Source organism: Lysinibacillus sp. TE18511 (genome assembly GCF_054062295.1).
In genome coordinates this window covers 19,798-42,306 of the sequence record NZ_JBSSFD010000040.1, presented here as the reverse complement: position 1 = coordinate 42,306, position 22,509 = coordinate 19,798, and the positions used below count along the sequence as shown (strand labels likewise).

The following is a 22,509-nucleotide window of genomic DNA, read 5'->3' as shown; positions in this document are numbered from 1 at the left end:
ACCACGGACACCCTTGCTCTTGGCTATCCCCTACTTCTGTCTCCGGGGGTCGGGACTTACACCCTATAGTTCATGCGCATGCCGGGCGCACATAATAACCCTTGACTCGTTCTTACACGAGACAAGGGTTTTTTATATAGCAGTGTTCTAACGAAACACTCCCCTACTATTTAGTTCAATAACCAGCCTTTTTTAAAACCTGCATAAAATAAAAACGATACGTATTTTTTACGAAAGTATCTAAAGGAAGCCCAACATTTAATTGATACTTTGTAAAAATAAAATAAAAACGCTTATCCCATTTTAAACGTAATAATTCCCCAGCATCTTCACCGTATTTCTCTGTAAATTCCTCAATTAAAGGTTCGACCATATAGTAGCAATAGTCTTTTAAGTTTGCGAGGGCCTCTATATCTTTCTCCTTTTGAAAACGCGTAATCCAATCAGCTAATTGTTCATTCATTTAAAAATTCATCTCTCTTTATATTGAGTTTCTTCCTATTATATTATAACTCTTTTTCTATAAATTCTCGCTTCTCACGTTTCTTCGATACTTCAATTCGGATAAGGTCACGCTGAATAAACGTTGATAAAAAAACGCTTTAATCCCTACTAAAGGATTTAAAGCGTTTCGTAATATTAATTATATGAAAGTTTTGCAGCAATGCTTACAGGATTCAATATAAAGATGATTAATTATTGAAGTAGACGACTCATCACCATGGCATTTATTCCTCATTAAACCACAGTTCATCTTTGTTATCAACGTCACCATTATAATTGATTAGAATTTCTTCTCCAGCTTTTATATCTTTATAAGCAAAAAAGTCAAATGTTTGATTTCTAAAATTAATCTCATATGTTGCATTTGGTTCATAAGAATGATTAAACAACATTCCATAACCAAGAAGGATCGCAGAACGACCTATGCCATACTCAAAAGCGTAATCAGCGAGCAAGGTTTGCTCAATGTATTGATGCTCTTCATTTGGATAAGCAATTACAGGTGCCTCATGTAAAAGCTCTCCTTTTTGGATATCGCATGTAGCAAATACCCCTCTATTGAATTCTCCATCACTTAATGGAGATGTTTTTATTTCAATCATGTTTGTTCTCCTACTCATTAATAAAATTTACTTTCTAACTGTAACATTAATTTGAACATTGAGCTCTAAAAAAATGAAATTATTTTAAATTAAACACCTTTAGTGTCACCGAATAATGACTCATCACTATAACGTGTGGTTGATTTCCGTTCCGACTGGGCGCTTTCCTGTCCAGCCTCCACTCCAATCAACCTATATGCATGGCATATGATTTAACAAATGTCATCCACAACTTTTGGTGATAAGCCCGAAAAATTGAAGATCAACAAGGATTATCAAAAAAATCTTTTTGTTTGTGCAGAAAATGTGTAGAGTCTTTTCATTTTCTATCCTTGTCAAACGTATTTAAAGGAAAAGCGCTCCGAACCCTTTATACTTAAGGATCGAAAGCACTTTTCAATTGGTTTGGTCTAGCGTTCCCAACTAAAATTAAGCAGTTGCTTTTTGCGGATTTTTTTTACTCATTTTACTTAACCAAATAAAAATAAACACAATAATTAATATAACCGGGGCTAACTCTTTTGGGAAAAATAGCATTAGAGAAATCCCAACTAGTAAAGGTGTCTTTAAAATAGCAATCGAAGCACTACCACCAATAACAGCTACGATAAAAAGCATATCTAGTTGCGGGAAAAAAGTCGCGATCGCGTAGCCCTGTAAAATGGAAGCAAAGATAACTGGTAAAACATTTCCACCAACCCAACCTGACTTAAAACAAAACTCCATAAAAATCAGTTTTAAAACAGATGCTAAAATTAATGTAGCCATCGAAAGTGTCGGTACTAAACTAGGTAAAGCTTGCATAGACAGTTGACCGGAAAAAAGTAATTTAGGAGCGATTAAAGACATCAAACCAATCCCAATACCACCAATAACAGCACTTAAAATAATTTTATTGTTGATTTTAGAAAAGATTTTATTCATTGCTCTTTCCATTAGTTCATAAAGTTTACTAAACAAAATACCAAACAACACAAAAGGAATAAAAAGATACAATTCATCCAATCCCCAATTCGTTTCGCCTAACTTGGTCACAAAAGGAGGTTGATCTGATATTTTAATAAAAAACATAAAGGTTACTATTCCATTAATGATAAATAATATATATAAGAATTTCTTCAATAAAAGCAGTTTTTTCTCTTTAGGTGCCTGTTCAGGATTATAGGGAATAAGGTAATTATGAGGTAAAGCAAATTTTTTTAGCCTAATTAACCAAGACTCCTTTTTCCATTCATTGTAGGAAAAATAAAAGTAACGCATTTTATCTGCCTGCCATACTGATAACGCAATAACAGAACTTAATATGGCTGCTGCAGGACCAACACTTGCACCAAAAATTAAAATTAAAAAAGCAATTAAAAAATTGAGACCTACATTTGAATAGTTCATTCTTTGAGTTGTTTTTAATTCAACAATAGCTTCATTAGCCGTTTGAGGCAGGCCCCCCCACTTATACTTGCTAACGCCTACTAAAACACCACCAAAAACACATAAAAGTAATGTATAAATAGCGGGTACTTTTAAAGTATTGGATACGTCAGTCCATAAAAAATCTGCCAAGCCATTAACTATTATTAAAAAAACAGAAGAAATAAAACCGATAATCCCACTTAAAATTAAGCCATAAACTAGTAATCCGATTATTTTAAAATACTTCTCATTCAATACAAAATTCACCACTTTTATACATATATTAAGACACTCTCTTGTTAGTAACTATATTTATTTGAAATACAGCCATTTTTATAATGCCCATATAACTATACTAGACTTTGTGCTGAAAGAGCTAGTATTTTCCTCTCTAGTATCTAAACAAACTAATAGATAGATTGCCTATAAAGCAGTAATGGATTATTTAATAGAGCGAGGGACTTTCAAAGGATTCTCTTAAAACAGAGCCATTCATGGCAAATTTAAGCGGTTCAAAAAATTGGATGGTTTCCGTTAAAATCGAAGGTGATTCAAAAACGTATTACTATTACTTGAATCGTGAAAATAAAGTTGTTTTAGAATCTTATGTAGAACATGGTGTAGAAAAAGTAATCGATTAGGTGTGTTGATTAACTATTTTATCCATCCTAATTAATTAGAAGGCTCTGATTTCCGTTCCGACTAGGCGCTCTCTTAGAGGCGTCCAGTCGGAACGGAAATCAGCCACACGTTATGACGATGAGACTACTAAGTGTTAATTTATGAGTCTTTGGTTATATTCAACCCACTTTTCCATTTCTCTCTCAACCGCTCGATTTTGCCATTCAAACCATATACCCGAACACTCACTACAATGACTATCTACTCCACTTTTTTTATGTGCATCTTTACATGTAAATACAGTCTTTTTACGACAACTATAGCAGTAAACTTCTTTTTCTTTATAAAATTCCATAACCATCAACTCCCACATTTTACACATATTCATTTCCGTTTTGTACACAAATTATTCTTATTTACCAAGTAATCGTGCCCGATATACCAGGGCCATACAATAAGCTCAATCGCATTTAACGCATCTGTGAGGGTTGATAATGAAGGAAAGTAATTAAATTGCACAGGTTGTCTAAAAGGAGCTATCACGCCATGTGTGGGGCTACAGGAGTTTCTATGCGCAAACAAAAGGACTTGCAGATATGAAGGATAATCATCATGCAAGTCCTATCTTGAAGTTTATGTCAAATTAGATTATTGTTTCAAGAACCGAATCTTTAAAAATCACACTTTCAACAATCGAAATTCAATATCAAACATTTAAATTTACCTGCCTCCATTAGTCGAATAACAGGTACTCACCCCTTCTTGAATCAACGTACCGATGCAAAGCTAATTTTAACATCTAACATACTTGCGTTTGAATCCGATTCTCCCTTTATCCATTTCTTTTTGAATACTTTCGTAAGCATTTAGGAAACTTGTTTTTTTCTTGTCCCGTTTGACTTCTACTATACCTACTTCCTTTGCGGTCTCGACAGCCTTTTCATGTAGTGGCAAATATGAAAGTCCTACTGTGTATAGAAAATTATTCATAGCAGATTTCGTTCTTTCTGGCGAATTATGAATAGAATTTTTCACAATATCAAGCATATTGGAAATCTTGCTTTCGGAAAATTCATTGTCTTTGCGATTCCCTAAAAGCCAGCAGTAGCAACTCCAACCCGCTGACATTCTTAGCTCGTCACCGCTTGCAATCCATTTATCTGCAACGTCTTGTGCAATAGCTGACTCTGATAAAGTTACTGCCACTACATAATCAGACAGCATATAAAAATACGCTTCATCTATCCAACGATCAAAATCCGGCTCAGTCATAGCTTTTGGGTCTGCTATGATGCCTGCAAAATACATTGCATCATAGTTACCTGTAGCATAAAGCTCTTCAGCTAAAGATTGATTTATTTTTATTTTCTTCGCGATTGGTTTCATAGCACCTGTAGCCACACCAAAAAGAGGCTCGTGTGCACCATTAGATATGTACATTTTTTTAGTGCGTTCCTTACCGAGGGATTCAAGCTCCTGCATAACTGTTTTAAAATCCATAGTTTTATACTTCCTTCCTTAATATTAATACTTTTTTAATGATAACCAACTAGTTTCTATTCCTTATCAAGTCTTCCATACTTCCTGATTTTTTAACCATAATCGTATTCAAGTATTCCGCTTCGTTAGTCTAAGTACATTTCTTCACAATCTTCAAATCTATTTTAACGTAAATATCCAATAAAAAAATCACCTCTTAGAAAAAAACGAGGTGATTTTATCAAACTTTATTACAAATTATCAATCTTTATAGTGAAGTTAATCTAGCACATTAAGTACGAACATGTTTTGATCAACCTTTTTCAAAACATACATTTATTATTAATTTTCATTTCAATGTTAAACCTTAAAACGAAGCTACATCATATTTGAGAAAGTACCTCTCATGACTAATACCTAATTAATAATACCTGTTGGGTATAATGTAGTTCCTCCAATTGAAACATTTATTTCATTCGATAATGGAACATTGTATTCATCAATAATTGTTCTCCACCACTCCCATGCAAGACCTGTACATTCTCTTGCATAAATTCTTATATTTTTTGAATTAGGCGGAAGTGGTATTACTGTAGAGAAATGAGCTGTTTTATCTTTCCAGCTTCCATCCCAAGTTTTATGGGATAGTACTTCATTTCCATTTTCATCATATGAAAATTCATCCCAGGCTACTTCAAATTGAGCAACATATGCACCAGAATGATCAAGATTGATGCTTCCTTTAGAATATTCGGTAGTTGTCGTCTCGATATAATCTGTATTGTTATGAACAGCAGCAATTGAATTATCCTTTAAGAAAACACTTGTATATGATATTGGGTATGCTGGATTTTTAAGACTAAATTCTGCATTATCTTTAATTATTTTTCTAATATCATTAAAGTCTTTTGAGACAACCTGATTATGCGCTTGTGAATCTCCGCCTAATACTACAGCAGTAAAGGAACTTTCTTCAAAAATATCTTTGTACTGTCCACTAGTTTCTACATTGGTATTGACATCATTCAGTAAGGCTTTAAAAGCAGCTTGTACATCCTTGCTCTTAGAGCTTGTTTCTAATTTCACATAAATTGTTCTGCCATAAGCTACATTTGACACCATAACGGGAGGAGCATCATTACTTACTCCTTTACGAGTTAACTCTTCAAAAAGAACACTATCATCAAAAAGGTCTGATGGATTGTTAGGTAGTTCTGCACTTACGGTATAAAATATTTGTTTATATGCCGCAACCATCACCTTTTTCTCTCCACTTTCAATCGCATTAAAGTCAATTCCCAGTGAATTGTCAAGAACTTTGGCGTTAACATTCAGAGTGCTTGCTATTTGAGATTTGCTATAAACCATAGATTCTGAATATTGTAGTCTTGCAGGTAAAGTATGGGTTGTTGAATATTTTTCATTCCAAGTAGATACTAACTCATCTACTGCCCCAGATACATTACCATATGTTGGATTATCCACGGTTACAGTATTTTCTCTTTTCATACCAGGTAAGTCTATGCTAATATTTAGCGGTTTTCTTTTGGCCACCAATAAACTAGGTTGATTGTCTACAAAAGCTTTGTTTGCAAGTTGTAATGCTCCTGGATAGGTACGATTCGCCATAGAATCGATAATTGAAATATCCACCGGTGACGTTGTAAGTGATTTTTTATTACGTTCAACTACTATAAATTTATCTTTTGAGTTTTTACCTTCTTTTGGAACAAAACTATTAATCTTATCACCATTCACTGCCAAAACTTCGCTGTTATTGTAGTTCAAGTTTGCTATACCAGTATCAATGTCATTAGGTTTGCTTTTTTCACTAGCTGAATTGGTATCAAGTGTTTCAGCAAAGGAAATAATTGGATAATTAATAATGCATAAACAAACAGATAAACTTACTAAAAATTTTATTACTTTAAAATAATTTCGCTTTCCCAAAAAAATCCTCCTCCTTTTTTAGGAAATTATACCACAAGAATATTTTAAATAAATATAGTAGTTTAGTTTCATATTTCGGTTGACGTGTAGTGCATTTGATGTGATTCTCTATTAGTTAAGCAAAGTATTTTTGATTATGCAATAAAAAAAGACACCTACTTGTGACGGTGCCTTTTTGGAATGAGACTAGTATTTGATTTTGAGAGTATCCCCCTCGACATAAACTCCCTCGGAACGGGAAATCGGCAGCTTTTGCTCTGCTGAGAAGCCAATCGTTTCTCCATCCCTTAAAGTGACGTTCTCATCTACAATATATCCGGAAATAGTAATCAAAAAGTCACGCATCTCTTCAGGGGATGCTTGGCTGTCCAGGATTTCAATTTCATCCTTGCCAAAGGCTTTTAGCCCATAGGTATATCCATTGACCCCGGTTTCCGTTCCGACAAGGCCGAAATAAACCAGATTCAGTAAAGGGAACATGTCGTCATCCTTCATCATTTCAGCCATATCTAGATAAAGTTCAGGCTGAAATACGGTGCCGCATGTATAGATCCCTATTGCGTTAGGTAGCTTTAGGCAACTGGCCGCTAGCTTGGTGTATAGCCTGCCGCTGTCCAGCGGGGAGCCCGAGCGTGTAAATACAGCCAGAATGATTTGAGCTACATGCGTTTGGGTAACCTCCACGGCTTCTTTCCACAGATAGTTTCCCTGTGCATAATACTCAGCCTCACCATCTGGTATGGGAGCATCGACAAAACTTACTGCTAACATGCAGTCGTCCACCTCAAAGACCAAGGTTCCTTCCTTTGTTTCTTCGTCGTTTTCATCATCCTCTTCTGACGAGCAGGTGATGTTCCAATCATTCAAAAGGTTGGCTTTTATCTGATCAAGATCACATTCTGCAGAGTTAAGCAGAACGAACCCGTTAAAAATACCAGAACCATTGTCTTGCGTTTCCGCCTCGTTCTCCATGGATTGGGCAGCTTCATATGCTGCGGCCTGCTGCATCCAATATTCTCGGATTAATTCTACCATCTTTACAGCTTCTTGCTCTGCAGTCGCAGGGTCATAAGGTTGCATCTCGCTGAATATATGGCCGCAATGCTCGGTGTCAGACGGGTCCTCATAGCCTCCACATACGCCAAGGAGCCATTTTCCGAGCATTGCTTTTTTATACCTGAATATATAGTAGTGCATATCATGTAAATCAAATTCTCCAGCAATTTCTATTTTGCTAGGTTCTCTCCCGAGTTCGCGTTCATCTGCAAGCCATTCAATCATGGATTGCATTGCTGCTTGTTGTTGAGCTGTCATTAATTTCTCCCCTTTATGAATGTATTATTCTACCATTATTATACCAGCTTTTATGGAAAGAAATAGTGAAGCAAGAATTATTCCTCTTATGGTAGATTACTCCTATTTCTATTATAGGAAGTCATTCATCGATTATTGAATGCTGGGATGAGTAGCAATATAATCCCGACTTTTTGGTCATAAAAAAATCCTCCATTCAATTGAATTGGAAGATAATTTCGGTACAATATTCACGTAATTTTCGGAGTAATAATAAAGGGATTCTACGTCAGTGACCGAATCCCTATTCTTTCAATGGTTTGCATGTGTAGTTCAAACGGTGAAATTTTGTAGATGTTCAGAACTAATACTATATGAAACAACCTTCTTCTTGTACTTCTTGACTACATCAACGTGATTGTCGTAACTAAAAACAAAGAAATTAAAATCTTTTTTGCCTCTTTTTACGTTCATGATAAATGGAGTAACATTAGTCTCTGGCTGTAAAAAGAATTTTTCATTACCTGGAAATATATAGTGTTTTTTCAAAAATGAAGCTTTATTAAAATAGTTTGTAAATCTATTTTTTTCTTCCTCTTCTAAATTCTTTCCATTAAATGTTACCGTAACATCTTTTGAATCAAGTTTTTTATGAAGTTCAAATTTACGTACCCCCCATCCCACAACTATACTGGGAGGGCTCATTAACAATTTAATAATAGATCCAATCACTATCGTAATAATCAAACCTGTTGTCATACCATACCAACTCTTTCAAAAATTTTATCATTTTAGTAGCATTTACTATATTACTATATTATTACCTACATTGCACATTATTTCACAAAAAATAATTAGTAATTAGGCTATATCGATGTTTAACCACCTACCTCTCAATGATAAGGGATTTATCTTTTTTATAACCATCCAATTCGAAGCTTTTTTGACCATCCATTCACCTTAAATTTTAAATTAAACCATCAAATCTAACACATTTTTAGTCATCCCATGTCTACATACTATTAAGAGCTTCTGCAAACCTTTTGATTCCCTCATCTATTGAATCTTCATCTTCCTTTGCGAAAGTAAATCGAACAAATCCATCTTTGGATCCCAGTGTAGAACCAGGAACATAAATGACGCCTCTTTTAATAGATTCTTCAAGCAATTGGATTTCATTATAATTTTTAAGTATTTTACACCATATATGAATACCACCTTGAGGAATAGAATATTCCACCTGATCTTTTAAATAAGTATCAAGGCTTTTTATTATTTTATCTCTCCTTTTTTCTAATTCCTTAATTAAACTTTTTATATGAATATGAAAATTTTCTGATTCTAAAAAATCATTCGCTATCCATTGTGTATAGCTAGAATGACCGAAGTCAACTTGTTGTTTTGCATCGGATAATCTTTCAATGACCGATGTTGGGCCAATAATCCACCCTATTCTTAATCCTGAGGCAACAATTTTGGACAAAGAACTAATGTATAATACGTTTCCATTCCTATCCATTGATTTAAGGGTAGAGATTTTCTCTCCCGAAAAAGCTGTTAAACTATACGGATCATCTTCTACTACTGGAATGCCAAACTTTGAGGATATGTCTAAAATCGCTTCTTTTTTCTTTTTATTCAATAAGGAGCCCGTTGGATTTTGAAAATATGGATTTAAAAAAATCATTTTAATTCGGTGTTTTTTATATAATGACAGCAAATCTTCTGGGTTCATTCCATCCTTATCGACAGGTAGATAATGTACTTTTATACCTGCTGATTTGAAAATTGGAAGATTATAATTGTAGGAAGGATCTTCTATTGCTATTGCATCTCCAGGCTTTAACAAACACTGTACAATTAAATGTAATGCTTGTTGCGCTCCTGAAGTTATAAGTATTGAAGAAGGATTAGTTTCGATTCCCCGACTTTTTTTTACGTGTTTTGTAAGGGTATTTCTAAGGATTTCATTCCCCAGTGGATGATCGTATCCTAGGCTTCCAATAAAAGAACGTGTTGACGTTATCTCGCTTAAAAAGCTTTTTGGGAAAAGTTCTTCTGACAATTCACCGGAAGCTAAATTTATTAATTTATGTTCAACAGCTTCTTTTCTTATTTTTTGCGTTACAGGTTGACTAGGTAAAAAAGAACCCGCCTCAATATACCTATTCCAGCTAGGAATCCGTTTTTTTGTTATACCCCATATATCTTTACTAATGGTAGTACCGCTTCCTCTATTTCTTTCAATTAGTCCCATCGATTCTAATTCATCATATGCATTAACGACAGTACTTCTGTTTAAACTTAGAGCACTTGCTAAATATCTCTCTGATGGTAATGGTTTATCAGGTGGAAATGTACCATCTGCAATTCCCTTTTCAATATATTCTGCGAGTTGTTTATAAATAGCTTTTTTCGCTTGTCTATCAGGTTTCCAATCCAACTATACTCACCTCATTAGTTCCTTCAAACTTGCTCTTTCTTCTTTAGCAGTGTTTTTTCAGGTAAAAGATTATATATTAATATTATTTCAATTGTATTTAACCATCCACTTCATTGTTATTCTAGCCATCCACTAAAAAAAATCAATCATCATTTTCTATTTTATAACCAATGGTACAATGAGCGTGAAATCCGCTGAAAGAAGTTAAAACGGAATAGTAAAGCTTTATTTCAAATATCCCCTTCTTTTTGGACAAAGAAAAAAGCGCCTTCACATACAATCCATTCGTACAGAAACTCGACTTACCGAGTACTGTAAAACTGAATCATTAGCAAAAGTGCTTATTTCTCTAGGTTTAACGTTATAAAACTGTATGTCCCAATATTCAAGTTGTTTTTGTGGTGTTCCAAGTAAGTCCTTTTTTTATGAAAAAAATCAAAGCTGGTGAAATTGGTTTTGTCCCAACCTCTTGACGCTTACTGATGAAGAAAATAAATAGATGTCTTCGAACATACCTTAAAGTATGCTCAAGCTTGTTTCCTTAATATCAGTGATTAGCATATGACCCGGTGCATGGGTAATTATAATAGAAGGTTTACTTTCCATTGCTACTGCTTGAGGGGTTACGCCACAAGCCCAAAATACTGGTATTTCCCCTGGCTTAATGGACACGGCATCACCGAAATCTGGTTTTGAAATATCCGTAATCCCTATTTGTTCAGGACTACCAATATGAATGGGTGCACCGTGCACATTTGGAAAACGCGAAGTAATTTGGATTGCACGAATCGCATCCTCGGGTGTCATAGGGCGCATACTGACAACAGTTGGTCCTTCAAACACACCTGCTTTTTCACACGCGATAGTTGTTTTATACATTGGCACATTACAGCTTTCTTGAATATGTCTTATTGGAATACCTGCTTCAAGAAGAGGTGTTTCAAATGTAAAGCTACACCCTATTAAAAAACCTACCATATCCTCTTCCCAATAATCTGTAATATCTAATACTTCTTCAGTTAAAATACCATCCCGATAAATACGATATTTCGGAATGTCCTTACGAATATCTGCATTTTCAGCAATCTTTGAAGGTATAAATGATCCAGGTTCTGTCACGTCTAATAATGGACATGGCTTTGGATTTCGCTGACAAAATAGTAGAAAGTCAAAGGCATGCTCTTTCTTCAAAATCACTAAATTTGCTTGGGTAAACCCAATCGACATGCCAGAAGTTGGTCCAGAAATTTCTTGCTTGCGAATAAGTTTACGGATCTCATTCGGCTCTAAAGTACTATATGTTGTCATCATCAATTCACTCCTTATCAATTATGCCTTGGCGTAATTGCGTCCGGATTTTGAATTGTGCCAGCACAATTCATTCCTTTGAAAATCCGTGACATCCGCCGGAGGCTTTTATCTTTATTCAGTAGGTGTTTGGATACCCACTGAAAAGGTACAAAAATCGCATTCATCTCACCACCTATAGAGGTGGGAGTCTTCTGCTGAATAAAGATAAATTAACCATCCATGAAAAGATGCTCATGGATGGTCGGTTGTTAGATTAACTAAAAATTTTCGGAATTTGTTCAATGAATGTAATAATGCTGAGATATCCCATAAGAACAACTACAATTGCTCCAGTTACAGTTAACCAACGTGGATGCTTATATGTGCCAACAATTTCTTTTTTGTGTGCAGCAACTAATATAATGCCAAGTGATAATGGTAAAATCAGTGCATTTAATGCACCTACCAAAATTAACACATTAACAGGCTTACCAACCAAGGCAAAAGTTGCTGTTGACATGATGATAAATGCTATAATCACCCAATTATGATATTTATCAATGTTAGGGTGGAATGAACGAATAAATGAAACGGATGTATAAGCTGCACCTACAACAGAAGTAATCGCTGCAGCCCACATAATCATACCAAACATACGATAACCTATATTACCCGCAGCTAGTTGGAAAACAGATGCAGGTGGATTGGCAGGATCAATGACTAAACCTTTTGAAACAACACCAAGAACCGCTAAAAATAAAGCAACACGCATTACGCCAGTAATCAAAATCCCTGTCACAGAGCTTTTTGTTACTTCTGACAAGGATTCTTGTCCTTTGATGCCAGCATCCAAAAGGCGGTGACCACCAGCAAAAGTAATGTAACCTCCAACTGATCCACCAACCAAAGTTACAATCGCAAACCAGCTAATTTCTTTAGGCCAAACAGTGTTCACAATCGCTTCTCCTACAGGTGGTGACGTTTTAAAAGCAACGAATAGCATGAGTAGAATCATGACACCGCCAGCTATTTGCGCAACCTTGTCCATTGCCTTCCCTGCTTCTTTATAGATAAATATAAAAATAGCAAAAAGTGCACTTACAATGGCGCCCATAATTGGATCTACGCCAAGCATTGCATTTAACCCTAATCCAGCTCCAGCAACGTTACCAATATTGAATGCTAAACCACCTATAACAATCATAATTGCAAGGAGAACACCTAATCCAGGTAACACCTTATTGGCAATTTCTTGCCCTCGTAAGCCAGAAACAGCAATGATTCGCCAAACGTTTACCTGAGCGACAATATCTAGAATCAATGAAATTAAAATGACAAATCCAAAGCTAGCCGCTAATTGCTGTGTAAATACTGTCGTTTGTGTTAAAAAACCTGGTCCTATAGATGAGGTAGCCATTAAAAAGGCTGCTCCCATTAACACACTTTTACTTGCTGTTTTCTTAACAAATTTACCTTTTTTCTCTTGCTCGATCGCTGCTTCACTAACTTCCGTTTTTTTTGCTACCATTGACTTACCCCTCCTTGATTGCACGTACTGATATTTGATGTTCTGCTAATCTTGAATGAATATATTTTGCAAACTCTACAGCATGTTCCCCGTCCCCATGAATACAAATAGTATTTGCCTGTAATGGGATTTCGATTTGCTGCTGTGACAGCACAATTCCCTCTTTCACCATTCTCACAACCTGATTCACAGCTTGTTCCTTATCGGTAATCAATGCATCAGGTTGTTTACGAGATGTTAAAGAACCGTCCTTCTGATAGGTACGATCTGCAAACACTTCATGAGCTGTTTGAAGCCCTACTTTTTCTCCAGCTTTTGTTAATTCACTACCTGAGAGACCGAATAACACAAGTGAAGGTGAAATATCATAAATGGCTTGTGCAATTGCCTCAGCAATCGCTGGATTTTTAGCTGCCATATTATAAAGTGCTCCATGCGGCTTAACATGCTGCATGGTTTCATTGTAAGTCGTTAGAAAACCTTGCAATGCTCCAACTTGATAAATAACCATATCATAGGCTTCCTGTGGTGTGATGTTCATCTCACGTCGTCCAAAGCCATTTAAATCCGGTAATCCTGGATGTGCCCCGATTTTCACACCATTAGCAATGGCTAGCTTAACTGTCTCTCGCATGACTGTTGGATCTCCTGCATGGAATCCACAAGCAATATTAGCAGAGGTTACATATTTTAAGATTTCTTCTTGCTCTCCAAGTCGATAACGACCAAAACTTTCCCCTAAATCACAGTTTAAATCAACTCGAAACATCTTCTTCCCCCCGTTTTCTTCCCACTAAAGTAGTTACAATGAATACGTTTACAACTATTTTGTACCGATATTCGGAACTTGAGTTTTGAAATTTAAAAAAATCTTAACATATTTTATAATTACTGAAAAGTATAAATTTAAAATTTTGAGAAAGAATATTTTTTTTAAAATTTTCATATAAATTAAACTTGTTTTTGTTTATTCTTTAAATATAATATTAATAATCCGTTATTTAAAACTGATATACCGAATTACGAAACTTCAGGAGATGATTTTTATGCTGAATTTAAAAGAGAATGTACAGATAAGACCTTTAAGCGATTCTGCACTAGTCATACATGTAGGTGAAGGAATCAGTGAGGCAATTCACAACAAAGTTAAAAGTGTATTAAATTTATTAGAGAGAAATCCATTTGAAGGATTCATCGAGGTTGTGCCTGCCTATAATAATGTGACAGTTTATTACAATCCGATTGAAGTATACTTTTCAAATATAGAAAAAGGAGGCGAAATACCTTACGAAAAGGTGAAAGCAACAATTCTTTCTTTATTGAACCAATCTCACATAGTTGAAACAACGAAGGAACGTGTGGTAAAAATCCCTGTAGTATATGGTGGTGAAATGGGACCAGATCTAGAATTTGTAGCCTCTTATCATGGTTTAACACCTAATGAAGTCATTAAAATTCACTCTTCTGTAGAATATCTTGTTTACATGATAGGCTTTGCTCCAGGTTTTCCGTTTATGGGAGGTATGGACAGACAAATTGCAACACCTCGCAAAGAAACTCCACGGTTATCGATTACTCCGGGATCTGTTGGAATTGCGGGCAATCAAACAGGGATTTACCCATTAGAAACTCCAGGTGGATGGCAAATCATCGGACGAACACCTTCTCGTTTGTTTCTACCTGAACAATCTCCTCCAACCTTATTACAACCGGGTGATCGAATTCAGTTTGTACCAATTTCGTTGGAAGAATATAAGAGCGAATGGGAGATGGAAACATGGGCATAAAGGTATTACAGCCAGGTATGCTGGCAACCATTCAAGACCTAGGAAGATATGGGCTACAAAAGTTTGGTGTTATTGTCGGAGGAGCAATGGATTCAATTTCCTTACGAATTGCGAATTTACTTGTTGGAAATTCGGAAGGAGAAGGCGCTCTTGAGGTGACGCTTTATGGAACAACCCTTTTATTTGAAACTGATGAACTGATCGCAATTACAGGTGGCAATTTACAACCTACAATAGACGGAAAAGAAGCACCAATGTGGCGACCACTTTTGATTCAAAAAGGATCTGTTTTAAAATTTAATACTGCGATTAGTGGTTGCCGAGCCTACGTATCGTTTAGTGGCGGAATTCAAGTGCCCAAAGTGATGAGCAGTAAAAGCACCTACATACGTGCTGGAATTGGAGGATTTCAAGGTAGAAAATTGCTGAAGAATGATGTCTTTGAATTAGATAGACGATCTGAGTTAGGCGAGGATCTTTTTAAACAATTAAAAAAAGAACCAACATACCTTTCTTGGTCAGCTGATTACACATCCTTTGTTACATTTAAAAAAACGCAAACAATCCGCTTCATAAGAGGCTCTGAATATCAGCATTTCGATGAGGAGAGTTTAAAAAATTTCCTTTCAATGCCTTACACCATCACAACATACGCAGATCGAATGGGCTATCGATTAGAAGGAGAGGCTATTCAATTAAAAGAGCCATTTGAATTATTATCCGAAGGGGTTACATTTGGAACAATTCAAGTGCCTGCCAATGGGCAACCTATTATTTTAATGGCAGATCGTCAAACAACTGGTGGCTATCCTAAAATAGGACAAGTGATTTCTGCCGATTTACCATCATTAGCACAAATGCAAGCAACTGGTCGAGTCTATTTTAAAGAGGTCACTCTTGAAGAAGCTCAATTGGCATTAATACATCAAGAAAGAAAACTAAAAGAATTAGCATTTGGGCTCCGTTTAAAAAGGGTATAGCAACTATAAGTAGAGGCTATTCTATCGTCCAAAATTCGTTTATTTAGATAGTAATGTTTTCAGTTAGCAATTTCAGCGCAAAATGGGTAATCTCAAATGACTTTTGAGACTACCCATTTTTTAAAGCTGTTCATACCCCAATTGTTTAGAAATCTCTGCGGTAGCCTTCTTAAGTTTATCGACGAAGATTTCAACGTTTTCCCCTCGATAATTGCTTTCTAGTCCCGCAATACTCATTGCTGCAACGACTTCTCCTTTATGATCGTAAATCGGTGCTGCAACAGCAGATGTATAATTTTCTAATTCTGAATGGCTGATTGTATAACCAAGTTCTCTAGCCTGCACAATCGTTTCAAAAAGCCTTTCCTTTTCTGTAATCGTCCCCATTGCAAATGATTTAAGTTCTACCGATTCGAGATATTCCTTTATGTCTGCATCTGGTAAAAAGGATAAAACAGCACGAGGGCATGCCCCTGCATAAAGAGGACTTTTTCTACCAATTGCTGTGTAGAGTCGAACTTTTTGCTTCGTATCTATTTTCTCGATATAAACAGCATCATCACCATCACGAACGATTAAATTAATCGCTTCTTTTACATCATTATGTAACTCATTCATAATTGGATCTGCAATTTTTCGCACATCTAGGCGCGTTGATACTAAATGTCCAAATTTAAGGAAGAGAATACCTAACCTATATTTTGCATCAGTTCCCTTTTCTAAAAATTCCATTTCCTCAAAAGATTTCAACATGCGGAAAGCAGAGGTTTTAGGGATTCCTGATAACTCAATTACTTCTTGAAATGACAGTTCAGTATGATCGATAAATAAATTTAAAATATCCATTGAACGGATAACCGTTTTATTATTATTTGTCAATTTAAGTTTTCTCTCCCTTCTATACTAGATTTAATCTAATCATCATTTTTCTTTTCTTAATTAATAATTATACCTAACATCTTACTATTTTTATATACCTTGTAAATCAGATTGACAAAGGCATAAAAAACAGGAGCAAAGAATGGCTGCTTTGCTTCCATGCTCTTTACCCCTGCTTGTTATTCTTATTTTGATTCCCTCGATTACTATGCTAGTTAAAAAATGCGGATATTCTATTTTTGTCCTACGCTTTGACGTTTTTCCTTAAATAAAATCACTCCAATCAAACCAACGATGGAGAAGATCACTGGCGTGATGAAACCATAGTAATATCCATCAAATAGATTTCCTGAAGTTGATTGAAAATGATCCAATATATATCCAAAAATGATGGGTAGCAATACAGCACTTAGAAAGCCGCCCGTATTCGCAATCCCTGAAACAATTCCAGATTCCGCTAGATTAAAAGATTGCCGTACAGCTGCAAAGGTTAATGCACTTGCCCCATATCCAAAGCCAATAATAAAGAAAATAATAATTAGAAAGAAAAAGGAAAGAAAACCACCCTAATAAAACAATGATATGAACAACAATATACGGTCTTTTAATTGTTTCTAACCGACTTGAAATCCAACTAGCTAGAGGTGCTCCAATAAGTGCCCCGATAAGACCGATCATAATCAGCTGGCTGGCATCTGAACGAGTCATTTCATACATATCCATCCCATATGGTACTGCCCACGAACTGATAAATCCTACATAACCGCCGACTACCCCAAAATGGCAAAAGAATAGAGCCCACGCTTGCGGATTTGAAAATATTTCTGACTACGTTTTTTTGAATGTTCTTCATGCACAATTTTTTATTATTTTTTTACGACTAGCACTAAACACCGTTAGATAGATGCTTCTGTTAGCCAATTTTCGATGAATGGATGGATTTCGTTAATTGCTTTTCGGCCAGTTACAACAGATACGTGACCTGTATTTACATAATGAAGTGTTTTATTTTTACTTGAAACTTTGTCATTGAGCGGCTCAATTTGTTGTGGTAGAACAATATTGTCACGCGTTGCGACAATATTTAACAAATTGGCTTTGATTTTGGAAAGCTCAACCTTGTGTCCACGGATATAGAGCTCATCTCTAATCAACTTATTTTCTTGATAAAATTCACTAATCCACTGTCTGTATGATTCACCAGGGAACGGAATCCCATCGTTAAGCCATTTTTGCATAAGCTTCCAGTTTAATACGAAATCTTCATTCTCTACTCGATCTGCAAGACTGATGTATGGGCCGTAAACATTCGAAATTGGATTTAGCAGTTTATTGCCATAATCAATCATTTCGAATGGTACATTGCCAAGTGTATCGACTAACTGATCTAAATTGAAGTATCGCTTATCCAACCAATTTGAATAATGTCCAGCATCTTCAAAATCAATTGGACTCGTCAATAAAATAAGATTTCGAATCGGCAAGTGCGGATGAAGTGCAGTAAAAATAGCTGTCATTGTCCCACCCATGCAATAGCCAAGAAGTGAGATCTCTTTTGCCGCAGAAGTATGAAGCACCTTTTTTACAGCACGCGGTATATAATCCAATATATAATCATCTAGTTTCATGTGTCGGTCTTCATGACCAGCTGTTCCCCAATCTAACAAGTAGACATCATGTCCCTGATTTGTTAAATGCTCGATTAAGCTGTTGCCCGGATAAAGATCCAATATATATGGTTTATTAATCAGGGCATAGATCATCAGAATCGGAACTTTATTCGTTTTCTTTAATGCAGGCTGATAACGATATAACTTTGTTTTGTTTTTTGTCCAGACTACTTCTTTAGGTGTCTGGCCAACTTTGGGTTCAGGTTCCCTTGTAATGACTTCTGTCAAACGTCTGAAACGATTAAAACTTTTCTTAGAATCTCCTTGCATTTGATTGATCCAATCTTCTAATTCTTGCGTACCAAGATTCATCATGCGACCCCTCCTTCAGTATCGTTCACCCATAAAAAGAGCTTCTCTAGGAAGCTCTTACCATTAGTTACATATACAATCCGCCGTTTACATTGATTTCTTGACCGGTAATATAACTCGACTTTATGAGGAATAGAACCGTATCAGCAACCTCATCAGTTTGCCCTAAACGTCGCATTGGCACTTTAGCAATTATAGATTCCTTCACATTTTCTGGCATCGCCAAAACCATCTCTGTCTCAATGAAACCTGGGCAAATTGCATTTACAGTAATACCATTCTTTGCAGTCTCCAGCGCTAGTGATTTTGTAAAGCCCAGTAATCCAGCTTTCGAAGCCGAATAGTTTGTTTGACCGAAACCACCAGATTGACCGATAATTGAACTGATATTGATAATTCGTCCATATTTCTGTTCGAGCATATGATTGATTACTTCAGATGTCGTCTTAAATACACTATTTAAATTGACATTAATTACTTCTTCCCATTCTTCAATCGACATCTTTCGGAATGTTTTATCTCTTGTAATTCCAGCATTATTGATGAGAATATCAATTTGGCCGTAACGTTCTAAGACTTCCTCAATAAATTTATGGACATTATCTGCCACCATTACATCTGCTTTAAATGCAAATGCAGTGCCACCCTCTTGTTCAATTTCGTGAACAATGTCATCTGCTTTTCCCGAACTACTTTGATAGTTAATCGCAACTAGTGCTCCATTTCTTGCTAATACCTTAGCAATTTCTGCACCAATACCACGTGACCCACCTGTGACAACTGCTACTTTTCCTTCAAGAGGCTTTACATATTCAGCTGGTTCTAAAACATTTGGTTGCAAATGTACCATAATTGAAATCACTCCTAATTCGTAAATGTTTAAAAAAATGAGAATTAAGTATTATTTCTTTGTGTTTGTATCCTCTGATGTTGATTGTGGTGTCGCCTTTGCCTCAGGCTGTGTTGCTTCAGTTTTCGTTGCAACGATGACTTCACCTATTTGTATTTTTTTATCCAGTTCTGTTAAAGCTTCTAACACCTTGTCGAATTTCTTCTCCAAGTTACCAACAGAACGTTTTAATTGGTTAATCTCTTTTGTCACTGTTTCACTATTTTCATAGAGTTGATGATCAATATCATCGATTTTATCTTCTAGGTTGATGACAAGTGAGGCAACATTTGCGACTTCATCTCGTGTAGGAATATTTGCTTGTTTGAAATAAGCTTCTGTAAAATTACTGATCATTTTATGATATTGCAAATAACTAGATTGGATTTTGCCTAACCCTTCAGAGAAGGATTCTTTTCCAAGTGTATCCTGAATAACGTCATGCCATGCCTTTTCAGTATGTTCGTACATATCCTTCCACATCGTAAAAGGTTCAAATGGAATTTTTTGAGTCAATGAATATCACCTCCTTAAATGAACTACCGTTGAGATCATAACATATATTTTCTATTTTTACATATTTTTTACTTTTATTTTACAAAAAATTCAAAATATTATTCTTTATGGCTCATCACCAAAAGGTGTGGATGACATTAGTTAAAACGTATGCTATGTATAAAAGTTGATTGGAGTCGAGGCTGGGCGACTCATCGGACGCCCCCAGGAAGCTTTGCTCTGTGCGAAAGCGTAGTGCTAACGTAGCGGCAGCAACAAAATGTTTTATCTGCGCGAAAGCGAAGCGGCAGCGACAAAATGTTTTATCTGCGCGAAAGCGAAGCGGCAGCGATAAAAGCGCACAGCCGGAACGGAAATCAACCACACGTTTTGGTGATGAACCTTCTTTATGCCTCTAATAAATTGGAAGTCTCATTATAAAATTACCTCATGAAACATTTTACAATCTACACCAAAGTACATGTTTATGTTTCTCTTTATATATTTATGAAAGCAAATTTAAATCTATGATGATTCTCTTTAAAATCAGTTCTTTTGGTGGGTATATAATCTAGGATTTACTATTTTTCTTTTATTAATTGCTTTAATTAGCAGTCGAGTACTACATTACACATTTATAAAAATAGAAAATCCTTCATTATTTTAAAATAATTTACCTTAGATTCCTAAAGTTGACAATTAAAACAGATAGGTGTAATTTACATGTATAAGTATTTTTATATTAGGTAGGTGGATAACGATGGAACATAAACCAGAAAAAGCAAAAAAAAGTAAAACAACAAGTATGGGTACGCCTAAAAATTTTCTTGTACCAATCATGTTGTTACATTTACGTGATTGGAATAGCCATGGCTATGAATTAATGGAGAAAATCATGCAATTTGGGATTGAATCAGTAGACCAAGGGAATTTTTACCGCTTGCTGCGACAACTTGAGAAAGATGCATTAGTAACATCCGAGTGGGATGTTACATCAGGTGGTCCAGCAAAGCGGATTTACTCAATTACAGAAGCCGGTGAACAATATTTGGAAATGTGGGCAGGATCTTTAAGCCATTATCAAAAAATGTTGGATCAGTTTTTCAATTTGTATAATCCCTTTTTCTCCCCTTTTAGATCTGCTTCTCAAACGAAGAATGATGACGACTAACGATAGGATGTTATGCAAAAATTTGCATTCATTATACATCTCATGAGTTTATGGAACCATGTTAAAGGAGGAATTATTAATGGCAACGGTACAAGACAAACAATTTGTAAACCAGGTGGATATGATTTGGGATGGTTGGCTAAACAACCTTAATGCTGTGCAAAATTTCCAAGAAGATCTGCAACAAAAAGCACTACAAGCATTCTCTTACCAAAAGGAACTGCTCAATTTTTCAGTAAAGACATTGAACACAATGGAAGAAGAGTCTAAAAAAGTTACAAAGGATTGGAACGAGAAAGTACTAAGCAAAGTAGAGCAAAGTAGAATCAACCAAGGTGAGCAAGTTTCCGAATGGTTGAACAGTATTCAAGATGTTACAGAAAGAGTCCAATTACTTTCATGGAGTCCGAGCCATGCAATGTTGGATTTGTTCATTGAATCACAAAAACAATTAGAAGCGACTATGAAAAAAGCGCTGGAAAGCCAACAAAAAGATCGTACTGAAAATTTTAAGAAAATAGAAGAATTAACTGAACAAATGAAAGCAACTCATAAAGGGATATTAAAGCTTACTAAGTCTTAAAATTCCCTATTGAGTTAACCCCTTTCTACAACATGAATATGGAGGTTTTAAGAAAGTGCCTAACTACGAAGAGATCCATATAGGCGATAAGGCTAGTTTTACAAAAACTATTTCCGAATCAGATGTCTATCAATTTGCAGGAATAACAGGTGACTTTAACCCAGTCCATGTGAATTCTGAGTATGCAAATCAAACCATTTTTAAGGAACGTGTTGTACACGGAATCCTTACAGCTGGTTTCATCTCAGCAGTACTAGGGACAAAACTCCCTGGAACAGATACAATTTATTTATCACAAAAAGTGGATTTTAAAGCGCCTGTCAAAATTGGAGACACCGTCACGGCTGAAGTCGAAGTCTTAGAGAAAAAAGACCGAAAAAAAATAATTCGCCTACGCACAATTGTCAAAAACCAATTGGATGAAATTGTCGTAGATGGAGAAGCAGTTGTTATGAAATGATTAAACAAAAGTAGACGATTATGTTCCAAGTTTGAGCTGGCACAATCGTCTACTTTTTTGTCGCAATTGACTTCAATTTTCTTCAACCACTAAATTTATATAATATCAGGAGTGTTGTTTAACCAATTTTCCCCACTACTACTAAAGTAGTAAGTTGATTTCC

Annotated in this window: 23 protein-coding genes and 1 pseudogene; 7 read left to right on the top strand and 17 right to left on the bottom strand. The window is 35.6% G+C overall.

Translation table 11 applies throughout. The features are described from left to right. Positions 1-175: 175 nt before the first annotated feature. From ACVWXS_RS21215 to ACVWXS_RS21205, 3 genes are all read right to left on the bottom strand, one after another. Positions 176-463, bottom strand: coding sequence for a hypothetical protein (locus tag ACVWXS_RS21215; protein WP_068983827.1), 288 nt, complete (start codon positions 461-463; stop codon positions 176-178). A 265-nt stretch (positions 464-728) separates the two neighbouring features. Beyond that, positions 729-1,106, bottom strand: a complete 378-nt coding sequence (locus tag ACVWXS_RS21210) for an SET domain-containing protein (protein WP_402984524.1) — start codon at positions 1,104-1,106, stop codon at positions 729-731. Positions 1,107-1,535: 429 nt separating this feature from the next. After that, the gene (locus tag ACVWXS_RS21205) at positions 1,536-2,771 is read right to left on the bottom strand and encodes a chloride channel protein (protein WP_456960050.1); all 1,236 of its coding nucleotides are present in this window, start codon (positions 2,769-2,771) and stop codon (positions 1,536-1,538) included. Positions 2,772-3,010: 239 nt separating this feature from the next. Here ACVWXS_RS21205 and ACVWXS_RS21200 point away from each other — a divergent pair, with 239 nt between their 5' ends. Continuing rightward, entirely contained in the window at positions 3,011-3,157 is a 147-nt protein-coding gene (locus ACVWXS_RS21200; RefSeq protein ID WP_456960049.1) for a hypothetical protein, read from the top strand. A gap of 134 nt (positions 3,158-3,291) precedes the next feature. Here the strand turns inward: ACVWXS_RS21200 and ACVWXS_RS21195 are convergent, their stop codons facing one another. From ACVWXS_RS21195 to ACVWXS_RS21155, 9 genes are all read right to left on the bottom strand, one after another. Then, the gene (locus tag ACVWXS_RS21195; protein WP_368635727.1) at positions 3,292-3,492 is read right to left on the bottom strand and encodes a hypothetical protein; all 201 of its coding nucleotides are present in this window, start codon (positions 3,490-3,492) and stop codon (positions 3,292-3,294) included. Between the two features lie 437 nt (positions 3,493-3,929). After that, positions 3,930-4,637 carry a DNA alkylation repair protein gene (locus ACVWXS_RS21190; protein WP_456960048.1) on the bottom strand — a complete coding sequence of 236 codons (708 nt, stop codon included), beginning with the start codon at positions 4,635-4,637 and terminating at the stop codon, positions 3,930-3,932. A 396-nt stretch (positions 4,638-5,033) separates the two neighbouring features. Further along, the gene (locus ACVWXS_RS21185) at positions 5,034-6,566 is read right to left on the bottom strand and encodes a thiol-activated cytolysin family protein (protein WP_456960047.1); all 1,533 of its coding nucleotides are present in this window, start codon (positions 6,564-6,566) and stop codon (positions 5,034-5,036) included. A gap of 186 nt (positions 6,567-6,752) precedes the next feature. Next, positions 6,753-7,880, bottom strand: coding sequence for a DUF4261 domain-containing protein (locus tag ACVWXS_RS21180; protein WP_456960046.1), 1,128 nt, complete (start codon positions 7,878-7,880; stop codon positions 6,753-6,755). A 312-nt stretch (positions 7,881-8,192) separates the two neighbouring features. After that, complete coding sequence (locus tag ACVWXS_RS21175; protein WP_456960045.1) at positions 8,193-8,618, bottom strand: YfmQ family protein; 426 nt, start codon at positions 8,616-8,618, stop codon at positions 8,193-8,195. 253 nt (positions 8,619-8,871) lie between these two features. Then, a complete protein-coding gene (gene pdxR / locus ACVWXS_RS21170) occupies positions 8,872-10,302 on the bottom strand; it encodes a MocR-like pyridoxine biosynthesis transcription factor PdxR (protein WP_456960044.1) in 1,431 nt (476 codons plus the stop codon). A gap of 516 nt (positions 10,303-10,818) precedes the next feature. After that, the gene (locus ACVWXS_RS21165) at positions 10,819-11,610 is read right to left on the bottom strand and encodes a putative hydro-lyase (RefSeq protein WP_456960043.1); all 792 of its coding nucleotides are present in this window, start codon (positions 11,608-11,610) and stop codon (positions 10,819-10,821) included. A 256-nt stretch (positions 11,611-11,866) separates the two neighbouring features. Next, positions 11,867-13,084, bottom strand: coding sequence for an NRAMP family divalent metal transporter (locus tag ACVWXS_RS21160; protein ID WP_456960052.1), 1,218 nt, complete (start codon positions 13,082-13,084; stop codon positions 11,867-11,869). Positions 13,085-13,124: 40 nt separating this feature from the next. Continuing rightward, the gene (locus tag ACVWXS_RS21155) at positions 13,125-13,889 is read right to left on the bottom strand and encodes a LamB/YcsF family protein (RefSeq protein WP_456960042.1); all 765 of its coding nucleotides are present in this window, start codon (positions 13,887-13,889) and stop codon (positions 13,125-13,127) included. A gap of 277 nt (positions 13,890-14,166) precedes the next feature. Here ACVWXS_RS21155 and pxpB point away from each other — a divergent pair, with 277 nt between their 5' ends. Both pxpB and ACVWXS_RS21145 read left to right on the top strand, forming a co-directional pair. Beyond that, positions 14,167-14,907 (top strand): 5-oxoprolinase subunit PxpB, encoded by a 741-nt coding sequence (gene pxpB, locus ACVWXS_RS21150; protein WP_456960041.1) that lies wholly within the window; start codon positions 14,167-14,169, stop codon positions 14,905-14,907. Beyond that, positions 14,898-15,887, top strand: coding sequence for a 5-oxoprolinase subunit C family protein (locus tag ACVWXS_RS21145; protein WP_456960040.1), 990 nt, complete (start codon positions 14,898-14,900; stop codon positions 15,885-15,887). The genes pxpB and ACVWXS_RS21145 overlap by 10 nt, the downstream gene beginning before the upstream one ends. A 120-nt stretch (positions 15,888-16,007) precedes the next feature. Here the strand turns inward: ACVWXS_RS21145 and ACVWXS_RS21140 are convergent, their stop codons facing one another. The 5 genes and pseudogenes from ACVWXS_RS21140 to ACVWXS_RS21120 form a co-directional block, all read right to left on the bottom strand. Beyond that, the gene (locus ACVWXS_RS21140) at positions 16,008-16,766 is read right to left on the bottom strand and encodes an IclR family transcriptional regulator (protein WP_456960039.1); all 759 of its coding nucleotides are present in this window, start codon (positions 16,764-16,766) and stop codon (positions 16,008-16,010) included. Between the two features lie 233 nt (positions 16,767-16,999). Next, positions 17,000-17,588: pseudogene (locus tag ACVWXS_RS21135) on the bottom strand (MFS transporter); the annotation flags it as partial. A 74-nt stretch (positions 17,589-17,662) separates the two neighbouring features. Then, the gene (gene phaC, locus ACVWXS_RS21130; protein WP_368635980.1) at positions 17,663-18,748 is read right to left on the bottom strand and encodes a class III poly(R)-hydroxyalkanoic acid synthase subunit PhaC; all 1,086 of its coding nucleotides are present in this window, start codon (positions 18,746-18,748) and stop codon (positions 17,663-17,665) included. 67 nt (positions 18,749-18,815) lie between these two features. Continuing rightward, on the bottom strand, positions 18,816-19,598 hold the full coding sequence (gene fabG / locus ACVWXS_RS21125; protein WP_368635717.1) for a 3-oxoacyl-[acyl-carrier-protein] reductase: 783 nt from the start codon (positions 19,596-19,598) through the stop codon (positions 18,816-18,818). A gap of 51 nt (positions 19,599-19,649) precedes the next feature. Continuing rightward, positions 19,650-20,153: a polyhydroxyalkanoate biosynthesis repressor PhaR gene (locus ACVWXS_RS21120; protein WP_402984489.1), complete on the bottom strand. Its 504-nt coding sequence runs from the start codon at positions 20,151-20,153 to the stop codon at positions 19,650-19,652. Between the two features lie 170 nt (positions 20,154-20,323). Between ACVWXS_RS21120 and ACVWXS_RS21115 the strand changes: the two genes are divergently transcribed. From ACVWXS_RS21115 to ACVWXS_RS21100, 4 genes are all read left to right on the top strand, one after another. Further along, on the top strand, positions 20,324-20,551 hold the full coding sequence (locus ACVWXS_RS21115; RefSeq protein WP_456960038.1) for a hypothetical protein: 228 nt from the start codon (positions 20,324-20,326) through the stop codon (positions 20,549-20,551). A 341-nt stretch (positions 20,552-20,892) separates the two neighbouring features. Then, entirely contained in the window at positions 20,893-21,303 is a 411-nt protein-coding gene (gene phaQ, locus ACVWXS_RS21110; protein ID WP_368635714.1) for a poly-beta-hydroxybutyrate-responsive repressor, read from the top strand. 79 nt (positions 21,304-21,382) lie between these two features. Further along, positions 21,383-21,886 (top strand): hypothetical protein, encoded by a 504-nt coding sequence (locus tag ACVWXS_RS21105; protein WP_456960037.1) that lies wholly within the window; start codon positions 21,383-21,385, stop codon positions 21,884-21,886. 55 nt (positions 21,887-21,941) lie between these two features. Then, positions 21,942-22,346: a MaoC family dehydratase gene (locus ACVWXS_RS21100; protein WP_368635712.1), complete on the top strand. Its 405-nt coding sequence runs from the start codon at positions 21,942-21,944 to the stop codon at positions 22,344-22,346. Positions 22,347-22,509 lie beyond the last annotated feature (163 nt).

Excerpts from the sequence above, each read along its gene's own strand:
- ACVWXS_RS21215 (WP_068983827.1), bottom strand. The coding sequence starts at position 463 with ATGAATGAACAATTAGCTGATTGGATTACGCGTTTTCAAAAGGAGAAA.
- ACVWXS_RS21210 (WP_402984524.1), bottom strand. The coding sequence starts at position 1,106 with ATGATTGAAATAAAAACATCTCCATTAAGTGATGGAGAATTCAATAGA.
- ACVWXS_RS21200 (WP_456960049.1), top strand. The coding sequence starts at position 3,011 with ATGGCAAATTTAAGCGGTTCAAAAAATTGGATGGTTTCCGTTAAAATC.
- ACVWXS_RS21195 (WP_368635727.1), bottom strand. The coding sequence starts at position 3,492 with ATGGAATTTTATAAAGAAAAAGAAGTTTACTGCTATAGTTGTCGTAAA.
- ACVWXS_RS21190 (WP_456960048.1), bottom strand. The coding sequence starts at position 4,637 with ATGGATTTTAAAACAGTTATGCAGGAGCTTGAATCCCTCGGTAAGGAA.
- ACVWXS_RS21180 (WP_456960046.1), bottom strand. The coding sequence starts at position 7,880 with ATGACAGCTCAACAACAAGCAGCAATGCAATCCATGATTGAATGGCTT.
- ACVWXS_RS21175 (WP_456960045.1), bottom strand. The coding sequence starts at position 8,618 with ATGACAACAGGTTTGATTATTACGATAGTGATTGGATCTATTATTAAA.
- ACVWXS_RS21165 (WP_456960043.1), bottom strand. The coding sequence starts at position 11,610 with ATGACAACATATAGTACTTTAGAGCCGAATGAGATCCGTAAACTTATT.
- ACVWXS_RS21155 (WP_456960042.1), bottom strand. The coding sequence starts at position 13,889 with ATGTTTCGAGTTGATTTAAACTGTGATTTAGGGGAAAGTTTTGGTCGT.
- pxpB (WP_456960041.1), top strand. The coding sequence starts at position 14,167 with ATGCTGAATTTAAAAGAGAATGTACAGATAAGACCTTTAAGCGATTCT.
- ACVWXS_RS21145 (WP_456960040.1), top strand. The coding sequence starts at position 14,898 with ATGGGCATAAAGGTATTACAGCCAGGTATGCTGGCAACCATTCAAGAC.
- phaC (WP_368635980.1), bottom strand. The coding sequence starts at position 18,748 with ATGAATCTTGGTACGCAAGAATTAGAAGATTGGATCAATCAAATGCAA.
- fabG (WP_368635717.1), bottom strand. The coding sequence starts at position 19,598 with ATGGTACATTTGCAACCAAATGTTTTAGAACCAGCTGAATATGTAAAG.
- phaQ (WP_368635714.1), top strand. The coding sequence starts at position 20,893 with ATGGAACATAAACCAGAAAAAGCAAAAAAAAGTAAAACAACAAGTATG.
- ACVWXS_RS21105 (WP_456960037.1), top strand. The coding sequence starts at position 21,383 with ATGGCAACGGTACAAGACAAACAATTTGTAAACCAGGTGGATATGATT.